General features: G+C 67.2%; 19 protein-coding genes and 1 pseudogene. 4 read left to right on the top strand and 16 right to left on the bottom strand.

All coding sequences use genetic code 11. The features are described 5' to 3' along the window. Positions 1-176: 176 nt before the first annotated feature. Complete coding sequence (locus tag ACTOWK_RS01565) at positions 177-689, top strand: RDD family protein (RefSeq protein ID WP_441328455.1); 513 nt, start codon at positions 177-179, stop codon at positions 687-689. A 228-nt stretch (positions 690-917) separates the two neighbouring features. Here ACTOWK_RS01565 and ACTOWK_RS01560 read toward each other — a convergent pair whose 3' ends face one another. The 11 genes from ACTOWK_RS01560 to ACTOWK_RS01510 form a co-directional block, all read right to left on the bottom strand. Continuing rightward, complete coding sequence (locus ACTOWK_RS01560) at positions 918-1226, bottom strand: hypothetical protein (protein WP_441328454.1); 309 nt, start codon at positions 1224-1226, stop codon at positions 918-920. A 54-nt stretch (positions 1227-1280) separates the two neighbouring features. Next, positions 1281-1979, bottom strand: a complete 699-nt coding sequence (pcp, locus tag ACTOWK_RS01555; RefSeq protein WP_441328453.1) for a pyroglutamyl-peptidase I — start codon at positions 1977-1979, stop codon at positions 1281-1283. Continuing rightward, a complete protein-coding gene (locus ACTOWK_RS01550) occupies positions 1976-2929 on the bottom strand; it encodes a DUF979 domain-containing protein (protein ID WP_441328452.1) in 954 nt (317 codons plus the stop codon). The genes pcp and ACTOWK_RS01550 overlap by 4 nt, the downstream gene beginning before the upstream one ends. Further along, positions 2926-3627, bottom strand: coding sequence for a DUF969 domain-containing protein (locus ACTOWK_RS01545; RefSeq protein ID WP_441328451.1), 702 nt, complete (start codon positions 3625-3627; stop codon positions 2926-2928). Before ACTOWK_RS01545 ends, ACTOWK_RS01550 begins: the two co-directional genes overlap by 4 nt. A 70-nt stretch (positions 3628-3697) precedes the next feature. After that, positions 3698-4444, bottom strand: a complete 747-nt coding sequence (locus ACTOWK_RS01540; RefSeq protein WP_441328450.1) for a 5-oxoprolinase subunit PxpA — start codon at positions 4442-4444, stop codon at positions 3698-3700. A gap of 19 nt (positions 4445-4463) precedes the next feature. Next, positions 4464-4631, bottom strand: coding sequence for a LiaI-LiaF-like domain-containing protein (locus tag ACTOWK_RS01535; RefSeq protein ID WP_169795620.1), 168 nt, complete (start codon positions 4629-4631; stop codon positions 4464-4466). Positions 4632-5412: 781 nt separating this feature from the next. After that, complete coding sequence (locus tag ACTOWK_RS01530; RefSeq protein WP_441328449.1) at positions 5413-7278, bottom strand: DUF885 domain-containing protein; 1866 nt, start codon at positions 7276-7278, stop codon at positions 5413-5415. A gap of 171 nt (positions 7279-7449) precedes the next feature. Next, the gene (locus ACTOWK_RS01525; RefSeq protein WP_441328448.1) at positions 7450-8439 is read right to left on the bottom strand and encodes a biotin-dependent carboxyltransferase family protein; all 990 of its coding nucleotides are present in this window, start codon (positions 8437-8439) and stop codon (positions 7450-7452) included. Continuing rightward, the gene (pxpB, locus tag ACTOWK_RS01520) at positions 8436-9170 is read right to left on the bottom strand and encodes a 5-oxoprolinase subunit PxpB (protein ID WP_441328447.1); all 735 of its coding nucleotides are present in this window, start codon (positions 9168-9170) and stop codon (positions 8436-8438) included. The genes ACTOWK_RS01525 and pxpB overlap by 4 nt, the downstream gene beginning before the upstream one ends. Beyond that, the gene (locus ACTOWK_RS01515) at positions 9167-9577 is read right to left on the bottom strand and encodes an HIT domain-containing protein (RefSeq protein WP_441328446.1); all 411 of its coding nucleotides are present in this window, start codon (positions 9575-9577) and stop codon (positions 9167-9169) included. The genes pxpB and ACTOWK_RS01515 overlap by 4 nt, the downstream gene beginning before the upstream one ends. Further along, entirely contained in the window at positions 9574-10248 is a 675-nt protein-coding gene (locus ACTOWK_RS01510; protein WP_441328445.1) for a dienelactone hydrolase family protein, read from the bottom strand. Before ACTOWK_RS01510 ends, ACTOWK_RS01515 begins: the two co-directional genes overlap by 4 nt. A gap of 135 nt (positions 10249-10383) precedes the next feature. Between ACTOWK_RS01510 and rimO the strand changes: the two genes are divergently transcribed. Continuing rightward, positions 10384-11742, top strand: coding sequence for a 30S ribosomal protein S12 methylthiotransferase RimO (gene rimO / locus ACTOWK_RS01505; RefSeq protein ID WP_057971095.1), 1359 nt, complete (start codon positions 10384-10386; stop codon positions 11740-11742). A 340-nt stretch (positions 11743-12082) separates the two neighbouring features. Here rimO and ACTOWK_RS01500 read toward each other — a convergent pair whose 3' ends face one another. After that, positions 12083-13270 (bottom strand): NAD(P)/FAD-dependent oxidoreductase, encoded by a 1188-nt coding sequence (locus ACTOWK_RS01500; RefSeq protein WP_441328444.1) that lies wholly within the window; start codon positions 13268-13270, stop codon positions 12083-12085. Positions 13271-13272: 2 nt separating this feature from the next. Continuing rightward, positions 13273-13830, bottom strand: coding sequence for a YaeQ family protein (locus tag ACTOWK_RS01495; RefSeq protein WP_441328443.1), 558 nt, complete (start codon positions 13828-13830; stop codon positions 13273-13275). 207 nt (positions 13831-14037) lie between these two features. Between ACTOWK_RS01495 and ACTOWK_RS01490 the strand changes: the two genes are divergently transcribed. Next, positions 14038-14937 carry a pseudouridine synthase gene (locus ACTOWK_RS01490; protein WP_441328442.1) on the top strand — a complete coding sequence of 300 codons (900 nt, stop codon included), beginning with the start codon at positions 14038-14040 and terminating at the stop codon, positions 14935-14937. 98 nt (positions 14938-15035) lie between these two features. Here the strand turns inward: ACTOWK_RS01490 and ACTOWK_RS01485 are convergent. Then, positions 15036-15239, bottom strand: a pseudogene (locus ACTOWK_RS01485) (hypothetical protein); the annotation flags it as partial. 297 nt (positions 15240-15536) lie between these two features. Between ACTOWK_RS01485 and ACTOWK_RS01480 the strand changes: the two are divergent. Next, positions 15537-16631, top strand: coding sequence for an MBL fold metallo-hydrolase (locus tag ACTOWK_RS01480; protein ID WP_441328441.1), 1095 nt, complete (start codon positions 15537-15539; stop codon positions 16629-16631). Positions 16632-16786: 155 nt separating this feature from the next. Here ACTOWK_RS01480 and ACTOWK_RS01475 read toward each other — a convergent pair whose 3' ends face one another. Both ACTOWK_RS01475 and ACTOWK_RS01470 read right to left on the bottom strand, forming a co-directional pair. Continuing rightward, positions 16787-17542 carry a type 1 glutamine amidotransferase gene (locus ACTOWK_RS01475; protein ID WP_441328440.1) on the bottom strand — a complete coding sequence of 252 codons (756 nt, stop codon included), beginning with the start codon at positions 17540-17542 and terminating at the stop codon, positions 16787-16789. A gap of 326 nt (positions 17543-17868) precedes the next feature. Continuing rightward, positions 17869-19881 (bottom strand): DEAD/DEAH box helicase, encoded by a 2013-nt coding sequence (locus ACTOWK_RS01470; protein ID WP_441328439.1) that lies wholly within the window; start codon positions 19879-19881, stop codon positions 17869-17871. Between the last annotated feature and the right edge of the window lie 92 nt (positions 19882-19973).

The raw sequence follows: 19973 nt of genomic DNA, 5'->3' as shown, positions 1-19973 counted from the left end.
GGCCGTTCGCGTATGCGTCCGGCGGCGCCGGCTCGCCGTCGGTCGCCTGCGCAAAGCGGCGAATCGATCGAATGGATGCGTACTGACGTCGCCGGCCTGTTATCGTTCGCCGTCACAATTCACCAGGCGTCGGGGCAGGGGGCCGTCGACGTCATCTCAACCAAAGGAGCAAAGGAATGGACCCGCAGAACCCGTATCAAAGCCCGCAATCCTCGCTGACCGCGCCCGAGCACGACGGCGAGGAATTGGCAGATCGCGGCATCCGGCTGGTCGCCGCCATCATCGACACCGTGATCTTGCTGGTCTTGCTGGTGCCGGTGATGTTCGTCGGCGGCTACTTCGAGCAGGTCATGACCGCGGCCCAGAGCGGCGAGCAGAGCTTCGGCCTGCAGGCGATGTGGGGCTTGATCGGCATCGTGGTGTTTTTCCTGGTCCAGGCCTATCCGCTCAACGCCAGCGGCCAGACCTGGGGCAAGAAGGTCATGAAGATCAAGATCGTCGACATGGACGGCCTGCAGCCGAGCCTGGCCGAGCTGCTCGGCAAGCGCTACCTGTTCTCGCAGGGCATCGGCCTGATTCCGTGCCTGGGCGCGATCGTCCAGCTGGTCGACGTGCTGATGATCTTCCGCGACGACCGCCGCTGCCTGCACGACCAGATCGCCGGCACCAAGGTCGTCGTCGCGCGCTGATCCCAGCCGCGTCCGCGCCTTATGAAAACGCGCCGATGCTTTCGCATCGGCGCGTTTTTTTATGCATCGAGGATGCTCTTGTGCAGGAGCGGCGTCCCACAGGGATTTCCTCCGGTCATAAGCCGCGACCGCGCCCCCTCCCGACGCCGAGGCTCTTAGGGTAGGAGCGACGCAAGTCGCGACCGCGCCACCCCGACCGCCAGCGTCACTGCATCAAAACGGCCCGACTCAACGCCGCTGATAGGTCACGAAAAACCCCTGCAGATCGCCGTTCTCGATATACGGCTCGACGCTGACCACGTCGTAATCGCGGGTGGTGAAAGCCTGGTGCGCGCGGCTCAGCGCATTGGCCGCGCCCTGGTTGCGGAAACCCCAGCTCGCATCGACCCACAGGGTCACCGCGATCAGGTTCTTGTTGACGGCCTCGGTGGCGACTTGCTCGGGGTTCTTGTCGAACAGACCGGCATGCGCGGGCGCCGCAATCGAGCCGGCGACGGTGGCGGTGGCGAGCAGGGCGGCGAGCAGCAGGCGATGCATGGGATTCTCCGTCGGATATGTCTTGAGGTGAGCGGCTGCGCAGCGAACGTCGGATCAGTGTTCGGCGCCGCCGGCGATGCGTCGGTCGACCTGGGTGGTCAGCGCCGTTTCCAGCGCCACCCGCAGGCCGTGCACGACGGTGTCGATCGCCAGACTCGGCGCACCGGCATGGCGCGCAGCCTGTGCCGGAGCATACGGAATGTGGATGAAGCCGCCTCGAACGCCGTCGTGGCCGCGCAGGGCGTGCATCAGCCCATAGAACACGTGATTGCAGACGTAGGTGCCGGCGGTCTGCGAGACCTCGGCCGGGATGCCGGCCGCGCGCAGCGCCGCGAGCATGGCCTTGATCGGCAGATCGGTGAAGTACGCGGCCGGGCCGTCGGCGACCACCGGCTCGTCGATCGGCTGTGCGCCGCGGTTGTCGGCGATGCGCGCATCGTCGACGTTGATCGCGATGCGCTCCAGCGACAGCTGCGAGCGTCCGCCGGCCTGGCCGACGCACAGCACCAGCGCCGGTTGCAGGCTTTCGATGGCCTCGTTCAATTGACTCAGGCATTGGCCGAACGCGACCGGCAGGCAACGCGCGACGACGCGATGTTCGCGGCCGTCGGCGCCGGCGATGACGGCGCCGTCGAGCCGGCGCACCGCGTCCCAGCTCGGGTTGTCGCTCTCGCCGCCGAACGGCGCGAAGCCGGTCAACAGGATCGGCGCCTGCAAAGTCGTTGCCTGCAAGACCGGTGCGTGAGCCTTCACCGGAATGCGATCCAGTACATCAACGCCACGTTGCAGGCCAGCAGCACCACGCCGGTCGGCCACTGCGCGCGGATCACGCCGTAGGGGTCCTTGAGTTCGAGCAAGGCCGCCGGCACCAGGTTGTAGTTCGCCGCCATCGGCGTCAGCAAGGTGCCGCAATAACCCGAGAGCATGCCGATCGCTGCCAGCGAGGCCGGTTCGGCGCCGTGGTGATGGACCAGCAAGGGCAGGGCGATGCCGGCGGTCATGACCGGGAACGCGGCGAAGGCATTGCCCATGATTATGGTGAACAAGGCCATGCCGAGTGCGTAAGCCGCGACCACCACGAAGGCGTTGTCGACCGGAATCACCGCGCGCACCACGCCGGCCACGGCCTGGCCGACGCCGCCGGCCTCGAACACGCTGCCGAGCGTCGCCAGCAGCAGCGGCAGCAAGGCCGCCCAGCCGATCGAATCGACCAGGCGCCGCGATTGCTCGACGCCGCTCCACGGCGTCTGCCTGGTCAGGCGACAAGCGGCGGCGAGCGCTATGAGGCAGGCGATCGCGAGCGCGATCAGGGTCACGTTGGCGGTCTGCAACAGGGGCGTGTCGCCGATGCGCACGTACTTCAGGCCGAGCGCACCGACCAGGGTGACGCTGGGGATCAACAAGGCCGGCCAGAACAGCCGGTTGCCGAGCCGCTGCGCCTCGTCCTGTTTTTCTTCGGCGGCGGTTTCGTCGTAGCCGCCCTTGCCGAGGCCGCCGAAACCGGCGAGCACCGCGAGCACGACCACGCAGGCGCCGACGAGCTTGTTCGGCAGATGCTCGGCGGTGAACATCAGCAGGGCGATCAGGCCCCAGAACGCACCGTTCGCGAGGCGGCGCGGATTGGTGCGGTCGCGCAGGCCGCGCCAGGCGAGCAGGCCGAAGTAGACACCGAGCACCCAGTAGACGAAGGTCAGGCTGATCATGGCGACGAAGGCTCCGTCGCAGCGGTAACGGCGCGGCGTCGCGCCAGCCTGCGTTCGAAGCGGAAGATCCGCACCGAATGGATCAGGAAGGCGCAGATCGCGGTCGGAATGCCCCACAAGGCGATCTGCAGCGGATCGAGCTTGAAGCCGTGTTCGGCGAAGAAACTCTGGATCAGCAGCACCGCACCGAAGGCGATGAAGATGTCCTCGCCGAAGAACATGCCGACGTTGTCGGTGCCGGCAGCCAGGGCACGGATGCGTTGGCGCTCGTCGTCGTCGAGCTCGCCATGACGGGTCTGCGCCGCGCCCTCGGCCATCGGCGCAAGCAGCGGGCGCACCGTCTGGGGATGCCCGCCGAGGCTGGTCAGGCCGAGCGCCGACGACAGCTGGCGCATCAGCAGATAAGCGACCAACAGCCGCGCCATGGTCGCGCCGCGCAAGCGCGCGACCCAGTTTTGTGCGTGTTCCTTCAGGCCGTGGCGTTCGAGCAGGCCGATCACCGGCAAGGTCAACAGAAACAGCAGCAGGAAGCGTTTCTCGGTGAACGCCTTGCCGAGCACTTCGAGGATGTCCAGCGGCGACAACTGCGCGGCCAGCCCGGTGATGAAGCCGGCGGCGACCACCACCAGGGCCGGGTTGAGCCGCAGTACGAAGCCGATCACGACCGCGGCGACGCCGATCAGGGGCCAATAATTCATGCCACGCCCTCGCTCAGGAAAAACGGGTGCTTGTGGGCGGACCGCTGCCTCGGCCGCGGCGCGCAGGCGCTCATGCGATCGGCAGGATCCGGATGCCGTCGGCCTCGAGCGCGGCGCGCACCGCGCGCGCGAACGCCGGCGCGTCGCTGCGGTCGCCGTGCAGGCACAAAGTGTCGGCGCGCAGCGCGATGCTGCCGCCGTCGGCGGTGGCGACTTCGCCGCGCACCACCAGGCCATGGACCTGGGCGATCGCCGCGTCGAGCGACTCGATCACGGCGCCGGGTTGGCCGCGCGGCAACAGCCGGCCGTTGCGGGCATAGCCGCGCTCGGCGAAGACCTCGTGGGCGACGCGCAGGCCGGCGGCTTCGGCCGCTTCGGTGAGTTGCGATTGCGACAGGCCGTAGACGATCAGGTTCGGATCGAACGCCGCGACCGCGCCGACGATGGCCTCGGCGACGATGCGATCGTCGGCGGCGAGGTTGTACAGCGCGCCGTGCGGTTTGACGTGGCCCAGGCGCACGCCTTCGTCGGCGGCGACCGCGGCGAGCCGGGCGAGCTGGTTGAGCATCAGCATGCCGATCTCGTCGCGGCTCAGCGGCAGGGGGCGGCGGCCGAAATGTTCGGGGTCGTCGTAACCGGGATGGGCGCCGGCGGCGACCCCGTGTTCGCGGCACAGGCGCAGGGTTTCGCGCATCGTCGCCTCGTCGCCGGCATGGCCGCCGCAGGCGATGTTGGCCGAGCTGACATAGGGCAGGATCGCGGCGTCGTCGCCGCAGCCCTCGCCGAGATCGCAATTGAAATCGATGCGGTCTTGCATGAGGCGAAACTCCGCGCGGCTATTTGCCGCGCTTGAACAGCAGACCCAGGCCGACCGCGATCAGGATCGCCGGCCACCAGGTCATCAGCAAGCGGGTCAGGCTGACGTTGGTGAGGCCCAGATTATTGAGCAGAAACAAGGTGCCGATGACGATCAGGATCAGGGCGCCGACGACATGGGATTTCATTGATGCGGTCTCGTACAGGTGCAGGGCGCCGGGCCCGGGGACGCAAGGAGTCTAGACGGGTTGGGGCGGGGCACCAAGCGCCGGGGAGGCTTCAGTCGCAGACGAGCGAATGAGCGCGAGAGTCGCCCCCCTTTGAAAAGGGGCGGGCGCTTGCGTGAATCGGGGGCGACTAGAGCGACTGCGCGCGGGGCTGTTGCTGTTGGAGCGAAAGCAAATCCCCCCTAGCCCCCTTTTCCAAAGGGGGGAATGCAGATGCCTGTTTCGGGGGATGGAATCTGCATTGGCAGATCGCAGAAGAGCGAACGAGGCGATCGCAGAAGAGCGAACGAGCAGAGCCAGCGGGTGCAGGACAGTGAGCCCCCTTTGGAAAGGGGGCTGGCGCTTACGTCGCGGGAAGTCCGATGAAGCCGGCTGCGCCGGGGGATTTGCCTTTGCTGTACAGCGAGAAGCAAATCCCCCCTAGCCCCCTTTTCCAAAGGGGGGAATGCAGATGCCTGTTTCGGGGGATGGAATCTGCATTGGCAGATCGCAGAAGAGCGAACGAGGCGATCGCAGAAGAGCGAACGAGCCTGCGGGTGCAGGACAATGAGCTCCCTTTGGAAAGGGGGCTGGCGCTTACGTCGCGGGAAGTCCGATGTAACCGGCTGCGCCGGGGGATTTGCCTTTGCTGTACAGCGAGGAGCAAATCCCCCTTAGCCCCCCATTTCCAAAGGGGGGAATGGAGCCTACGGACTCTCGTTGACTCTCGCGGCGCAGTCTCAATCGAGGCCGACGCGGCGTATTACTGCTTCGTTGCGGCAGCGTCCCCTGCGGGCGGTTGCGCGGTTGCCGGCGTTGCCGCCGCCGGTGTCGTTGCGGCAGGCGCCGCGGCCGCTTCCGGCTTGACCGCTCCGGTCCACAGCTTGGTTTCCGGCTTGCTGCCCAGCATCTGGCCGCGCAGCAGCGGGATCGGCGGGCCGCCGTAGCTCAGGAACTGGTCGTGGAAGCCCTTCCATGCGCTGCGGCCGCCGCGCGTAGCGGTCCAGTCTTCGCGCAACTGCATGATCATCAGCTTGCCGAGGGTGTAGTTGAGGTAGGCCGGATCGTAGGTGCCGCGCGCCGCCTGCTGGCGTGCGTTGCCGGGGTCCTGGAAGGCCTTGTCCTTGAACATCTGCTCGGACTGAGCGACGGTCATGCCGCCGGTGTGCAGGCCGATCGCCGACAGATAGCGCACGTTGCGCAACAAGGCGTTGGTGAGCTGGCCGATGTGGATCTCCGGCGTCGCGCCGTCGAGGCCGGCGTCGAACATCATCTCCTCGGTGTAGTGCGCCCAGCCTTCGGCGTAGGCATAACCGACGAACAGCTGGGCGAACTTCCACTGCGAACGGTTGGCGTGCAGGAACTGCAGGAAATGGCCCGGCCACACTTCGTGCGCCGAGGTGAACAGCAGGTCGGCCTTGCCCGGCACGTAGGCGTCCTGCTCGGCCTTCGGCCACTTCGGATCGGGCGGGGCGATGTAGTACACCGACGGCAGGTTCTTCTCGTACGGGCCGGGAATCTCGATGTAGGCGAAGTTGTTGCGGTTGAACGGCGGCGCTTCCTCGACCTTGGCCTGCTCGGTGCCGGGAATCGTCACCAGGTCCTTGTCGACCAGGAACTGGCGCAAGCCGACCAATTGCGCACGCGCGCCTTCGACCGCGCCGCCGACCGGTTTGTCGTCGTTGACCCGGGTGATGCAATCGTTGAGCGACTTGCCCTGGGCGTACTGGTCGCAGGCGCTCTTCAGCGCGGCGAGGTTGCGTGCCAGGTCGGCTTCGCCGGCGGCCTTGAGCTGGTCCAGCGGCAGGTCGACGCCTTCGGTGGCCTTGAGCATCTTCGCGAACTTGTCCGCGCCCAAAGCGAAATCCTGGGTGGCCTGCGCCTTCTGCGAGGCCATGTGTTCGGCCAGTTCGCGCATCGCGGTCGCGGCCATGGCGTTGGATTTCTTGAAGCGCGCCTGCAGCGCATCGTCCTTGACCTCGGCGAAGATCTTCGGCACGTCGTCGTCGAAGAACTGGGCCAGGCCGCCGAACACCGCGGTGCCGAGCTGGATATAGGTGTCCGGGAACGGGCCCTTGAGGTTGGCGCGGATCTGCGCGACCGCCTTGGGCAGGTTTTCCTGATAGGTCACGAACGCGGCCATGCGCTGCGGCAAGGGCGCGTAGGGCCGGGTCAGGTACATGCTCGGCGACAGGTCGCCGGCGTAGAAGGCCGGGTTCTTGCTGGAGAAACCGGACTCTTCCAGCCAGAACAACTGGCCGTCGATGACCGCGCGCACATAGTCGCGCTGATAGCGCTGGGCGGCGTCGAGGCGGTCGTCGCCGAAGGCGTTGACCGCGTCGCGCTGCTGGTGCAGCCATTGGATGTTGCGCTGCAGGCCTTCGACCGAGAAATCCGGCAGGCGGCCGTCGAATTCGTGCTTGCCGGCGTTCGCGCCCCAGGTCGGGAAATGTTCGAAGAAACCGCTGAGGAAGCCGTCGACCGCGGCGTTCCATTCGGCGCTGGCCGGCGGGGTCGCGGCGGGTGCGGTATCGGCGCCGGCGGCGGGCGCGGCGGTTTCGGATTTGCAGCCGGCGGCAAGCGCGGCGACGACACAGACGGACAGCGACAACAGACGCAGGGAACGCATGCGGAATCTCCAGAAGGCGATGACGGCGAAGCGGTTCGATGGGCGGTCGATCTCGACCGGTGCGCGGCGAGATGCGCTGTCGATCGTCGCGGCAACCGGGCCGGAAGCGATAGTGCCTTTTGCCCTAGCTGGGTGCCGAATTCGGCACAGTGGCGAGTGCCCGCGAGGCCGCTAGCGCATGCCCTGCAAGCGCGCCGACACCGCCAGACGCAGACGCACCATGCGTTCGCGCCGATGCCGCAGCGCAGCAATCGCCGCCGGCGCATCGCAAGCCTGGAAGCGCAGCCGCGCATGCGGAGGCGCCTGCGCCAAGCGCGGCAGATCGGCGGCGATCACATGGCCCAGGCGCGCATAACCGCCGACGGTCTGGGCGTCGGCGAGCAGGACGATCGGATGGCCGTCCGCCGGCAACTGGATCGTGCCGGGCGCGACCGGCTCGGACAGGCCGCTGCCGCCGACGGCGGGCAAGGGCGCGCCGTCCAGGCGCAGGCCTTGGCGGTTGCTGGCGGTGGCGACGGTCCAGGGTTGGCGGGCGAGCGCGGCCGCGCTGTCCGCCTGCGCTGCGTTCGCGCTGGGCAGGTAGCGGATCGGCAGGTCCGGGTCTTCGTCGAAATCGGGGTCGACCCACCATGGCGCGATGCGCGGCGAGTCGATGCGCAAGCTCGGCGACGCGCCGAGCGGCAGACGATCGCCGGCCTGCAGGGCGCGTCCCTGGTGGCCGCCGAAGCCGCCGCGCAGATCGGTGCTGCGGCTGCCGAGCACTGGCTCGATATCGAAACCGCCGGCGATGGCCAGCCACGCGCGCACGCCGTTGCGCAGGCCGCCGAGCCTGAGCGTGCCGGCCGGCAGTTCGATCGGCCGCGCCATCGGCAGTGGCAAGCCCTCGAAGCGCGCGTCGACCGAGGCGCCGAGCAAGGCGATGCGCGATGGCCGCGGCAGATGCAGGCTCGGGCCGTGCAGACTCAGTTCGAGTACCGCGGCGTCGTCGCGATTGCCGACCAGATGATTGGCCAGCGCGGCCAGCTCCGGATCGAGCGCGCCGCTGCGGGCGATGCCGAGATGGCGCCAACCGTGGCGGCCTTGGTCCTGCACGCTGGTCAGCGGGCCGGGCGCGATCACTTCGATGAAGTCGTTTCGCCTGTTTTCATTTCGCATGTTCATGCCGACGCCTGCGCTTGCAGGCGCGCCAGTTCGGCGAACTCGGCCGCGTCGATGGCGACGAAGCGCACCCGGTCGCCGGGTTGCAGCAAGCTGGGCTCGGCGCGGGCGACGTCGAACAAGGGCAGGGGCGTACGACCGAGCAGCCGCCAACCGCCGGGGCCGGGGCGCGGATAGATGCCGGTCTGGGCGCCGCCGATGGCGACGCTGCCGGCGGCGACCTCGGTGCGCGGCGTCGCCAGGCGCGGCAGGGCGAGCGCCGGGTCGAGTCCGGACAAATACGGAAAGCCGGGGGCGAAGCCGATCATCGCCACGGTGTAGTCGCCGCCGGCGTGGCGAGCGATCAGTTCGTGCGCGGACAGGCCCAGCTCGGCCGCGCCGCTGGCGAGGTCGGGCCCATAGTCGCCCCCGTAGGCGACCGGGATCTCGACCAGGCGCTGCGGCGCGCACGCTTGTTCGCTGGCGGAATCAGGCTCCCCGCATTGCGCGCTGAGCCAGGTCTTCACCGCCAGCGCATCGATCGCGCTTTCGTCGAAGAACACCGCCAGGCTGGCGTAGGCCGGCACCAGGTCGCGCAGCCACGGCGGCGCTTGCCCGCGCAGCCGCGCGGCGAGGCGGTGTACGCGTGCGTTGACCGCGTCGTCGATGCCGTCGCCGAGCCGCAACAGCCAGGCATCGTCGGCAAGCGCCTCGAACACGATGGCCGATGGCGCCGACGCCGTAGCCGCGCTCACGCCGGCAACGCGTCCTGCAGGCGGCGGATGCGTTGCACCAGGATCTCGGGCGAATACGGTTGCGCGCTGGCCATGCCCCAGACCGGGCGCGGCCAGGCGATGTCTTCGCGGTAGCGCGCGATCACGTGCACGTGCAACTGCGGCACCAGGTTGCCAAGTGCGGCGACATTGAGCTTGTACGGCTTGAACGCGGTCTGCAGAGCGCGACTGGCGCGGGCGACCTCTCGGGTGAGGGCGAGCTGTTGCGGCTCGTCGAGGTCGATCAGTTCGACCGCTCCGTCGACGCGCGGCACCAGGATCAGCCAGGGATGGTTGGCGTCGTCCATCAGGCGCAGTTCGCTGAGTTCGAACTGGGCGACCGGATGGGTGTCGTCGGCGAGTTGCGGGTGCAGGTGCCAGGGGTTCATTTGAGGCTGTCCGCTAGAAAATCGAGCGTGCGAGTCCAGGCCAGCGCGGCGCTGTCGGCGTCGTAGTCGGCGCGCAGGTTGCAGTTGAAGCCGTGGCCGGCTTCGTAGAGGTGGATCGGTGCGGTCGGCAGGGCTTGCCGATGCTGTTCGATCGCTTCCGGCGGGATGCTGCCGTCGTGGCGGCCGAAGTGGAACAGGATCGGCGCACGGACCGGTGCGCGCGGCGGTTCGGCCAGGAACGGGACGGTGCGCGCGCCGTAGTAGCTCACCGCCGGCAGGCCGAGGCGGGTATTGGCGAGAAAAGCGACCGAGCCGCCCCAGCAGAAGCCGACCGCGCCGGTGCGCAGGCCTTCGCCCTGCAGCACATGGGCGGCGGCGCCGACGATCTCGGTGGCGCGGTCGAAGCCCACCGCATTGCGCAATTCGACCCCGCGCGAGGCCGCCGACTGGTCGTAGCCGAGCTCGACGCCGCGCTCGACCGGGTCGAACAGGGCCGGCGCCAGCACCGCGTAACCGGCCTGGGCGAAGCGTTCGGCGACGTCGCGGATATGCGCGTTGACCCCGAAAATCTCTTGAATCACCACCAATCCGCCGCGCGGAACCGCGCTGGGGTCGGTGCGCCAGGCAGCGACCGTGCCGGCCGGGGTGTCGAGGTCGATCCAGTGGCCCATGGCCTGCTCCCGAACGAATTCATCCAAACCGCGGCCAGTTTAGCCCCGGAGGCTATAATTCGCGCGCCGGCGGTTCCCGCTCGGGCCCGGCCGCCCCCTGCGGCGTCCGGCTCTCTTGTTCAGGTCTCCTCGTTCATGTCTTCCGCCAGCGTCTCGCCAGCCAATCCCAAAGTCGGTTTCGTCAGTCTCGGTTGCCCCAAGGCGCTGGTCGATTCGGAGCGCATCCTCACCCAGCTGCGGGTCGAGGGTTACGACATCGTCCAGACCTACGACGCCGCCGACGTGGTGGTGGTCAACACCTGCGGCTTCATCGACTCGGCGGTGACCGAATCGCTGGACGCGATCGGCGAGGCCATCGCCGAGAACGGCAAGGTCATCGTCACCGGCTGCCTCGGCAAGCGCTCGGAGCTGATCCGCGAAGCGCACCCCGGCGTGCTGTCGATCAGCGGCCCGCAGGACTACGGCAGCGTGATGAGCGCCGTGCACGCGGCGCTGCCGCCGAAGCACGACCCGTTCATCGACCTGGTGCCGCGCCGCGACGATGGCATCGGCGTCAAGCTCACGCCCAAGCACTACGCTTATCTGAAGATTTCCGAGGGCTGCAATCATCGTTGCAGCTTCTGCATCATCCCCTCGATGCGCGGCGACCTGGTCTCGCGCCCGGTCGACGAAGTGCTGCGCGAAGCCGAAAAACTGGCGATGGGCGGGGTCAAAGAACTGCTGGTGATCTCGCAGGACACCTCGGCCTACGGCGTCGACGTCAAGTACGCCGAGCGCGAATGGCGCGGCAAGTCCTACCAGACCCGGATGAAGGCGCTGTGCGAAGGCCTCAGCGAACTCGGCATCTGGACGCGCCTGCACTACGTCTACCCGTACCCGCACGTCGACGACATCATCCCCTTGATGGCCGACGGCAAGCTGCTGCCTTACCTCGACATTCCGTTCCAGCACGCCAGCCCGCGCGTGCTCAAGCTGATGAAGCGCCCCGGCGCGGTCGACAAGACCCTAGAGCGCATCCAGCGTTGGCGTTCGATCGCCCCGGACATCGCGATCCGCAGTACCTTCATCGTCGGCTTCCCCGGCGAGACCGAGCAGGAGTTCGAAGAACTGCTCGACTTCCTCGATGAGGCCCAGCTCGACCGCGTCGGCGCCTTCGCTTATTCGCCGGTCGACGGCGCCAAGGCCAACGATCTGCCCGACCCGGTCGACGAAGACGTCAAGCAGGAACGCCTGGCGCGTTTCATGGAGCGCCAGGCCGAGATTTCCGCGGCCAAGCTCGAAGCCAAGGTCGGCAGCATCCAGCGTTGCCTGGTCGACGCCATCGACGGCGACCTCGCCATCGCCCGCTCGATGGCCGATGCGCCCGAGATCGACGGCCTGGTGCAGATCCAGAACGGCCTCGAAGCGCAACTGCGCGTCGGCCAGTTCGTCGATGTCGAGATCATGGGCAGCGACGAACACGACCTGTTCGGCGAAGCCGTCGAACAGGATTGAGGCGGGGCGCCGAACCCCAGGGCAGGAGCGGCGCAAGCCGCGACCGCGCCAATGGAATTACGGCGCAACCGCGGTTCTGAGGCCGCGGCTCGTGCCGCTCCTACAAAATCATCGCGTCGCAACCCCCTGTAGGAGCGACGCAAGTCGCGACCGCGCCAATAGGACTGCGACGTAATCGCGGTTTCGAGGTCGCGGCTCGTGCCGCTCCTACAAAATCATCGCGTCGCAACCCCCTGTAGGAGCGACGCAAGTCGCGACTGCGGCAATGGGACTACGACGTAACCGCGGTTTCGAGGTCGTGGCTCACGCCGCACCTACATAAGGCGAACACGCACGCTGCTCAAACCGCCTGACCGGCCGCGTGCCCGGACGCCCAGGCCCACTGGAAGTTATAGCCGCCGAGCCAGCCGGTGACATCGATCGCCTCGCCGATGAAATACAGGCCCGGCACGCGCTTGGATTGCATCGTGCTCGACGACAGCTCGTCGGTATCGACGCCGCCCAAGGTGACTTCGGCGGTGCGATAACCCTCGGTGCCGCTGGCGATAAGCGGCCATTCGCTCAAGCTCGCGGCGAGCTGCTTCAGCTCCGGCAGGTTGTATTGCTTCATCGGCTTGTTGCCTAGCCAGACCTCGCACAAACGCTGGGCGAAACGTCGCGGCACCACTTCGCCGAGCACGGTTTTCAACTCTGCTGCGGAACGCTCGCGCTGCTGGGTCTGCAGCCATTCCAGCGCATCCTGCCCCGGCAACAGGTCCAAGCGCAGATCGTCGCCGGGCTGCCAATACGACGAGATCTGCAAGATCGCCGGGCCGCTGATGCCGCGATGGGTGATCAGCATCTGGTTGCTGAAACTCTGGCCGTTGCAACTGGCGGTCACCGGCAGGGCGACGCCGCTGAGTTCCTGCAGGCGTTCCTGATGCTTGCCGCTGAGCGTCAGCGGCACCAGGCCGGCGCGGGTCGGCAACACCGTGTGGCCATAGCGCTTCGCCAATTCGTAACCGAAGCCGCTCGCACCCATGCTCGGGATCGACAGGCCACCGCTGGCGATGACCAGCGAGCGCGCCGCGAACCCACCGCGCGCGGTGTGCACGCGGAAGCCGCTGTCGCCTTCGTTGTGGACGATGCGTTCGACCGCGCAACCGATCTCGATGCGCACCCCGGCCGCCTGGCATTCGTCGACCAGCATCTGCACGATCAGCTTCGACGACACGTCGCAGAACAGCTGGCCGAGTTCTTTCTCGTGATAGGCGATGCGATGGCGCTCGACCATCGCGATGAAATCCCACGGCGTGTAGCGCGCCAGTGCGGATTTGCAGAAATGCGGATTGCCCGAGAGGTAGTTCGCCGGGGTGGTGCCGGTGTTGGTGAAATTGCAGCGCCCGCCGCCCGACATCAGGATCTTCTTGCCGACCTTGTTGGCGTGCTCGATCACCACCACGCGCAGGCCGCGGCGGCCCGCGGTCAGGGCGCACATCAGGCCGGCGGCACCGCCGCCGACGATCAGCACATCGACCGCTTCGGTCATGCTCAGGCGGCTCGCGCGTCCGCGCTCTGGCGCACGCCCGGGGTCAGCACCATCGCGGCCTTGTCGGTGCTCAGCGACACTTCGCCGTCCTGGATCTGGCAATCGAGGCGGAAGCTGCGTTCGACCAGCCCGGCCATCGCCTCGACCGAATCGCTGTCGATGTCGAGCACGGTGAGGTTCTTGAGCCGGCGCAGGATGGCGACGTTCTTGTCCCACCAGATGTCGGCGGCGCGACCGCCGTAGTTCACCACCACCACTTGGCGCGCGCGGCCGCAGGCCTTGCGGATGCGCGACTCGTCGGGCTGGCCGACGTCGATCCACAGCTCGATATCGCCGGTGTAGTCGCGCAGGACCACGTCGGGCTCGTCCTCGCTGCTCAGGCCCGGGCCGAATTCCAGCCGCTCCTGTGCGTTCAGCGCGAACGCCAGCATCCGCACCATCAGCCGCTGCTGGGTTTCGGAGGGGTGTTGCGCCAGGGTCAGGGCGTGGGCGGCGTAGTAATGCCGGTCCATGTCGCTGATTTGCAACTCGATCTTGACGATGGTGGCATTGGGCGCCATGGGCTGAGCTCGCAGGAAAACAGCGCGCATTCTAGGCGTTGGCGGCTTCCGCGTCCGGTTCGGGGTGCCCGGGCTGGTTCAGGCTGGTCGGGTCGTCGTCCGGCTGGCTGCATCTTGGCTGGGTCTTGTTAGATCATGGCTGGATCGGGCACCAAGCCGCCGTTCTCCGGCGTGGGCGAGGGCAGTGAAGTCGGCGATGATGCCGGCATGTCCACGAACGAACCGAATGCGCCCCTCGACGGCGTCGCCCCGAGCCGACTGCAACTTCCGCCCGGCCAGTGGACGAACCTGCTCGACGGCCTGTGCGCACGCTTCCCGGCCATCGCCCGCGAACGTTGGCTCGACCGCTTCGCACGCGGGCGCGTGCTCGACGCGCAGGGGCGAGCGTTGGCGGCCGACGACGCCTATCGGGTCGGCATGGAGATCCTGTATTTCCGCGAAGTCGCCGAGGAACCGCGCATCCCGTTCGAAGAGCGCGTATTGCATCGCGACGCGCATCTGCTGGTGGTCGACAAACCGCATTTCCTGCCGGTGACCCCGTCCGGCGGCTTCGTCGCCGAGACCCTGCTGGCGCGGCTGATCCGGCGCTACGACGAACCCGATCTGGTGCCTTTGCACCGGCTCGACCGCGGCACTGCTGGGGTGATGCTGTTCTCGCGCGACCCGGCCTCGCGCGCGGCCTATCAAAGCCTGTTTCGCGAACGCCGCATCCACAAACGCTACGAAGCTTTGGCGCCGGCGCTGCCGGAGCTCGAATTCCCGCTAGTGCGGCGCTCGCGCTTGGTCGCCGGCGAACCCTTCTTCCGCATGTGCGAGGCCGAAGGCGAACCCAACAGCGAAACCCGCATCGACGTCATCGACCGCGATGGCCCGGTCTGGCGCTACGCCCTGGAACCGGTGACCGGCCGCAAACACCAACTGCGCGTGCACCTGGCCGCCCTTGGTGCGCCGATCCTCAACGACCCGTTCTACCCCTTGTCGCCGCAAGCGCTCGCGGACGACTACGCGCGGCCGCTGAAACTGCTGGCGCGCTCGTTGCGGTTCGTCGATCCGGTGGAGGGGGGCGAGAGGTGGTTTGAGAGTGGGTTGGGGTTTTTGAGTCCTTGATCAACCGTTTCCTTTTAGTCAGTAAGTCACTGATCGCAAAGCAAAGTGGAGCTTGGTGGCCAATGCCCGTTTCTGCATTGGGGGGACGCCATCGATGGTCATTTCGGGCGCTTACGGTGGTAAGCCCATAACCAACGGGTGGCCGATTCCTGTGCTGCTCGATCGATTCGGGTGCCGTTGATGTATCCGGATACGTTGTCGCAGCGGATCGCGTCAGACTTTCCGCGCCATTCGATGATCTGTCCCTGAGCCCCGATCACACGTGCCGATGGCGGCGACAGGTCGACCTCGATGTCCAGCCCCCCCGCCGTACGGGCGCCTGTCCATGTCGAGAATTCATAACTTCGTTGTCTTTCCGTATCTGGGTGTGCTGTTCACTCACCCGAGCAAGGAGGCATCGACGCGGCTCACGCCTCCGACTCCATCGCGGCGCGGAAGAATGTCTGCCGAATGACGGGAGTTCTCGAACCCATGTTGCGATCCTAGATTAGCGGTGTCGGATTGGTCGGCCTAATCGATGCGCCGCCACCTCATCCACGATTCGATCACTGTTGGCGGGATCGACGGTGTATTCAACGACCGCTTCGGGAGATTTTCCAATGAGACTGCACCTGATCGCTTCAGCGTTGCTCGCTGGCGGCATCGCTATCATCGCTCCTGCCCACGCAGGGCAAGCCGTGTCGGCGCCGGTATCTCAATCCGGCAGAGGTGACCCGTCTGGACCGCAGAAGCCGGGGGCGCCTGCACGCACGCCCTACGCGGACATGCCGAGTATCGCCCCGATAGGCGTCCGGATTGGCAAGTACATAGACGTGCCTGCCAATGCGCGAGGGCCTGCTGTCGACCCTGCGAAAGGCTACCGCCTACAGGATCTCGGGCTCGGTTTGTACATGGTGACGGACAACATTTACCAGTCTATGTTTCTTGCCTACGACAAGGGCGTCGTCGTCGTGGATGCACCGCCGAATTTCGCCGCGAAGTTGCCCAAAGCGATCGCGGAAGTGACCGACAAGCCGATAACCCACGTGATCTACAGCCATTCGCACAAGGACCACATCGGCGGCACGAAGGGATTGGGCGGAAACCCGACGATCATTGCGCAAGAAGAGACATTGCGCCTGCTCGAGCGCGACCGCGATCCCGATCGTCCGCTCCCGACCGTGACGTTCAAGGATGCCTATACCCTGCAGGTGGGCGGCAGGAAGCTAGAGCTGACCTACCACGGCAGCGGGCACGAACCCGGCAACATCTTCATCAGCGCGCCCGAGCAGAAGGTGTTGATGGTGGTGGACGTGGTGTTCCCGAGGTGGATGCCATGGCGTCGCTTTGCCGTTGCGCAGGATGTGCTGGGCTCCATCGCGCAGGTCGACGAGATCAGCAAGATGCCTTGGGAGACACTCGTGGCCGGCCACGTCGAGCGCGTAGGCACGCATGCGGATGTGGACCTGCAGGCCGAGTTCTATCGCGACCTGAAACAGGCAGCTTCGGATGCACTGGCCTCGACCAGGCCGGGCGAAGGCGTCGATCCGGCAGACATGAAGAACCCATGGGCGGTCTACGACAATTACATCGATCGCGTCGTGGTCCAGTGCGTCAACACCGTAACGCCGAAGTGGTCGACTAAGCTCGCCGCCTACGACGTTTACATATGGGACCAGTGCTACGCAATGGAACAGGCTTTGCGGATCGACTGATCGGGCTGCGATCGCAGGTAATGCTCCGACGCTGGTAAGCATAGGAGCATCTGCCATTCGGTCGTCATTGGCGGCGCGGCCGGAAGCGACGCGGTCGCGGCTTGCGCCGCTCCTACCCTTGGAGCAGATCTGCGCAGCTTGAAAGTCGGGTGGGCTCAGATCCACTCGCGCGAGGGCAGGGTGTAGCGCCGTTGCGGTTGGCCGATGAGGTCGAGGAAGTTGTTGAACACCGCGTCGGCGCGGGTCTGCATGGCGTGGATGTGTTCGAGCGTATGCGCGCGGATCGCCGCTTCGCTGGTGTCGTGGCCCAGTTCGGCCAGTTCTTCGCGATAGACCGGGTTGGCCAGCCAGCGTTCGATCAGCGGCACGTCCATCTCTAAATGAAACTGGAAGCCGTAGGCGTTGTCGCCCCAGCGGAAGGCCTGTTGCTCGCAGGTGTCGGTGCGGGCGAGGTGGTGCGCGCCTTGCGGGACTTCGAAGCTGTAGCGATGCCACTGGAACACCGGCGCAGTGCCGGCCAGCGGCGCGAGCACGGGGTCGTCGTGGCCGGCCTCGGTGGTCTGCAGCGGGTACCAGCCGATCTCGGGGCGATGATGTTTGCGTACCGGTGCGCCGAGCACGTGGGCGAGCAGTTGCGCGCCGAGGCAGATGCCGAGCACCGGCTTGCCTTGTTCGAGCATGCGTTCGATCGCGAGCAGCTCGGTGCGCAGATGCGGGCGCTGGGCCTGGTCTTCGACGTTCATCGGCCCGCCGAGCACGATCAGGCCGCGGTAGCGGTCGACGTTCGGCTGCGCGTGCGGGTCGCGGTCGAAGTTGGTGAAACGGATGCGATGGCCGCGACGCCGGATCAGGGGATCGAGCGTGCCCAGCGGTTCGGCGGCGACGTGTTGGAAGACCAGGATGCGGGGCATGTGCGGCGGCGTAGCGACTACGTTGCGACTATGCCAAAGATCGGCGCCGATGCGCGATGGCCGGCTTATGACTTCTGGTGTGGGTGCTGCCGCGGGTGCCCTCATCCGGCCTTCGGCCACCTTCTCCCGCTAGCGGGAGAAGGGAAGGGCATGGAGATACGGGCGATCGGCTGTGATGCGACTGCTCCCTCTCCCGCGTGCGGGAGAGGGTTGGGGTGAGGGCATGGGGCAGTGGCGCTAAGCTATGCCAGCTCGTACGCCCTCATCCGGCCTTCGGCCACCTTCTCCCGCACGCGGGAGAAGGGGACATCAAACCTCAGCTGGACTCAGCGCGGCGGGCGCGGCTTGAACGGCTTGCGCGGGCCGCCGTGCGACTTCGGGCCGCCGGGGCCGCCAGGACCGCGCGGGCCACCGGGACCACGCGGGCCGCCCGGGCCGGGGCGACGGCTGCGGCCGCCTTCGGTGTCGCCGGGGCTGGCGTGCTGGATGCGCAGCGGGTGACCGGCCACGCGCACCTTCTTCAGGTGCTCCATCAACTCGCGCGGCATGCCTTCGGGCAAGTCGATCAAGGTGTAGTCGTCGCGGATGTCGATGCGGCCGATGTAGCGGCTTTCCAGGTCGGCTTCGTTGGCGATCGCGCCGACGATGTTGCCGGGCTGGACGCCGTGGGCGTGGCCGACTTCGATGCGGAAGGTTTCCATGCCGACTTCGGGCGCGCCGCGCGGGGCGCGCTCGGCGCGCGGTGCCGGCGACTCGTCGTCGAACAGCGATTCGGCCTTGTTGGACGGGCGCGCCGACGGCGGGGTGTACTGGCGGTCTTCGCGACGCGGCGCCGGAGCGCGCTCGCCGTCGCGCGGCGGACGTGCGTCGGTCTGGCGGAATTCCTTGCGGTGCGCGCCGGAGTTGGAGGCGTTGTCGCGTTCGACGAACTTGCGCGTCGCCGCGCCGCGGTGTTCGCGCGGGCCGTCGCGCTCTTCGCGCTCGTAACGCGCCGCCGGCGCCGGGGCCAGCAGCAGCGGGCTGTCGCCCTGGACCACCTTGGCCAGCGCCGCGGCGATCTCGACCGCCGGCACGTTCTTTTCGCGCTCGTAGCGTTCGACCATTTCGCGGAACAGGCCGAGGTCGGCGCTTTCCAGGGCTTCGGTGATGCGGCCGAGGAAACGCGCGACGCGCTGTTCGTTGACGGTTTCGACGCTCGGCAGTTCCATCGCTTCGATCGGCTGGCGCGTGGCGCGCTCGATCGCGCGCAGCATGCCGCGCTCGCGCGGGGTCACGAACAGGATCGCCTCGCCCTTGCGTCCGGCGCGGCCGGTGCGGCCGATGCGGTGGACGTAGCTCTCGGTGTCGTAGGGGATGTCGTAGTTCAGCACGTGGCTGATGCGGTCCACGTCGAGGCCGCGCGCGGCCACGTCGGTGGCGACCAGGACGTCGATCTTGCCGTCCTTGAGGTTCTGGATGGTCTTCTCGCGCTGCGCCTGCTGCACGTCGCCGTTGATCGCCGCCGCCGACAGGCCGCGCGCGCACAGCTTCTCGGCCAGCTCTTCGGTGCCGAGCTTGGTGCGCGAGAACACGATCATCGCGTCGTAGGGCTCGGCTTCGAGGATGCGGGTCAGCGCATCGAGCTTGTGCACGCCGCTGACCGACCAGTAGCGCTGGCGGATGTTGGCGGCGGTGGTCGTGGTCGACTTGATCGCGATTTCGACCGGGTCTTTCAGATAGGTCTGGGCGATGCGCTTGATCTGGCTCGGCATGGTCGCCGAGAACAACGCGACCTGGCGCGATTCCGGGGTCTTCTTGAGGACGTTCTCGACGTCGTCGATGAAGCCCATGCGCAGCATTTCGTCGGCTTCGTCCAGCACCAGGCAACGCAGCTCGGACAGGTCCAGGGTGCCGCGGTCGAGGTGGTCGATGACGCGGCCGGGCGTGCCGACGACGACGTGCACGCCGCGCTTCAGGGCCTGCAACTGCGGGTAATAGCTCTGGCCACCGTAGATCGGCAACACGTGGAAGCCGGGCAGGTGCACGGCGTACTTCTGGAAGGCCTCGGCGACCTGGATCGCCAGCTCGCGGGTCGGCGCCAGCACCAGGGCCTGCGGCTTGAATTGCTTCGGATCGATCTGGGCCAGGATCGGCAGCGCGAACGCCGCGGTCTTGCCGGTGCCGGTCTGGGCCTGGCCGAGCAGGTCGCGGCCTTCGAGCAGCGGCGGGATGGTGGCGGCCTGGATCGGCGAGGGCGACTCATAGCCGACGTCCTTGAGCGCGCGCAGCAGCGGCTCGGACAGGGCGAGGTCGGTGAATTTCGGGGTATCGGGAGAGGTATTGGTCGGGTCGGCGCTCATAACGAGGCTCAGCAGCGCCGGCGATGCCGGTCGGAAGACCCACCAGTTTACTCCTATGAGTGTGGAGCTACGGCTCGGTCGCAGGATCGGCG

This window comes from Lysobacter sp. CA196 (assembly GCF_052078695.1).
In the GTDB taxonomy this organism is placed as follows: domain Bacteria; phylum Pseudomonadota; class Gammaproteobacteria; order Xanthomonadales; family Xanthomonadaceae; genus Lysobacter.
The sequence above is the reverse complement of the archived record's forward strand: the minus strand, read 5'-3'. Positions and strand labels throughout refer to the sequence as shown.

What these genes read in the sequence shown, in the direction of transcription:
- ACTOWK_RS01565 (WP_441328455.1), top strand. Translation starts at nt 177, where the DNA reads ATGGACCCGCAGAACCCGTATCAAAGCCCGCAATCCTCGCTGACCGCG.
- ACTOWK_RS01560 (WP_441328454.1), bottom strand. Translation starts at nt 1,226, where the DNA reads ATGCATCGCCTGCTGCTCGCCGCCCTGCTCGCCACCGCCACCGTCGCC.
- ACTOWK_RS01550 (WP_441328452.1), bottom strand. Translation starts at nt 2,929, where the DNA reads ATGATCAGCCTGACCTTCGTCTACTGGGTGCTCGGTGTCTACTTCGGC.
- ACTOWK_RS01545 (WP_441328451.1), bottom strand. Translation starts at nt 3,627, where the DNA reads ATGAATTATTGGCCCCTGATCGGCGTCGCCGCGGTCGTGATCGGCTTC.
- ACTOWK_RS01540 (WP_441328450.1), bottom strand. Translation starts at nt 4,444, where the DNA reads ATGCAAGACCGCATCGATTTCAATTGCGATCTCGGCGAGGGCTGCGGC.
- ACTOWK_RS01535 (WP_169795620.1), bottom strand. Translation starts at nt 4,631, where the DNA reads ATGAAATCCCATGTCGTCGGCGCCCTGATCCTGATCGTCATCGGCACC.
- ACTOWK_RS01530 (WP_441328449.1), bottom strand. Translation starts at nt 7,278, where the DNA reads ATGCGTTCCCTGCGTCTGTTGTCGCTGTCCGTCTGTGTCGTCGCCGCG.
- ACTOWK_RS01525 (WP_441328448.1), bottom strand. Translation starts at nt 8,439, where the DNA reads ATGAACATGCGAAATGAAAACAGGCGAAACGACTTCATCGAAGTGATC.
- ACTOWK_RS01515 (WP_441328446.1), bottom strand. Translation starts at nt 9,577, where the DNA reads ATGAACCCCTGGCACCTGCACCCGCAACTCGCCGACGACACCCATCCG.
- ACTOWK_RS01510 (WP_441328445.1), bottom strand. Translation starts at nt 10,248, where the DNA reads ATGGGCCACTGGATCGACCTCGACACCCCGGCCGGCACGGTCGCTGCC.
- rimO (WP_057971095.1), top strand. Translation starts at nt 10,384, where the DNA reads ATGTCTTCCGCCAGCGTCTCGCCAGCCAATCCCAAAGTCGGTTTCGTC.
- ACTOWK_RS01500 (WP_441328444.1), bottom strand. Translation starts at nt 13,270, where the DNA reads ATGACCGAAGCGGTCGATGTGCTGATCGTCGGCGGCGGTGCCGCCGGC.
- ACTOWK_RS01495 (WP_441328443.1), bottom strand. Translation starts at nt 13,830, where the DNA reads ATGGCGCCCAATGCCACCATCGTCAAGATCGAGTTGCAAATCAGCGAC.
- ACTOWK_RS01490 (WP_441328442.1), top strand. Translation starts at nt 14,038, where the DNA reads ATGTCCACGAACGAACCGAATGCGCCCCTCGACGGCGTCGCCCCGAGC.
- ACTOWK_RS01480 (WP_441328441.1), top strand. Translation starts at nt 15,537, where the DNA reads ATGAGACTGCACCTGATCGCTTCAGCGTTGCTCGCTGGCGGCATCGCT.
- ACTOWK_RS01475 (WP_441328440.1), bottom strand. Translation starts at nt 17,542, where the DNA reads ATGCCCCGCATCCTGGTCTTCCAACACGTCGCCGCCGAACCGCTGGGC.
- ACTOWK_RS01470 (WP_441328439.1), bottom strand. Translation starts at nt 19,881, where the DNA reads ATGAGCGCCGACCCGACCAATACCTCTCCCGATACCCCGAAATTCACC.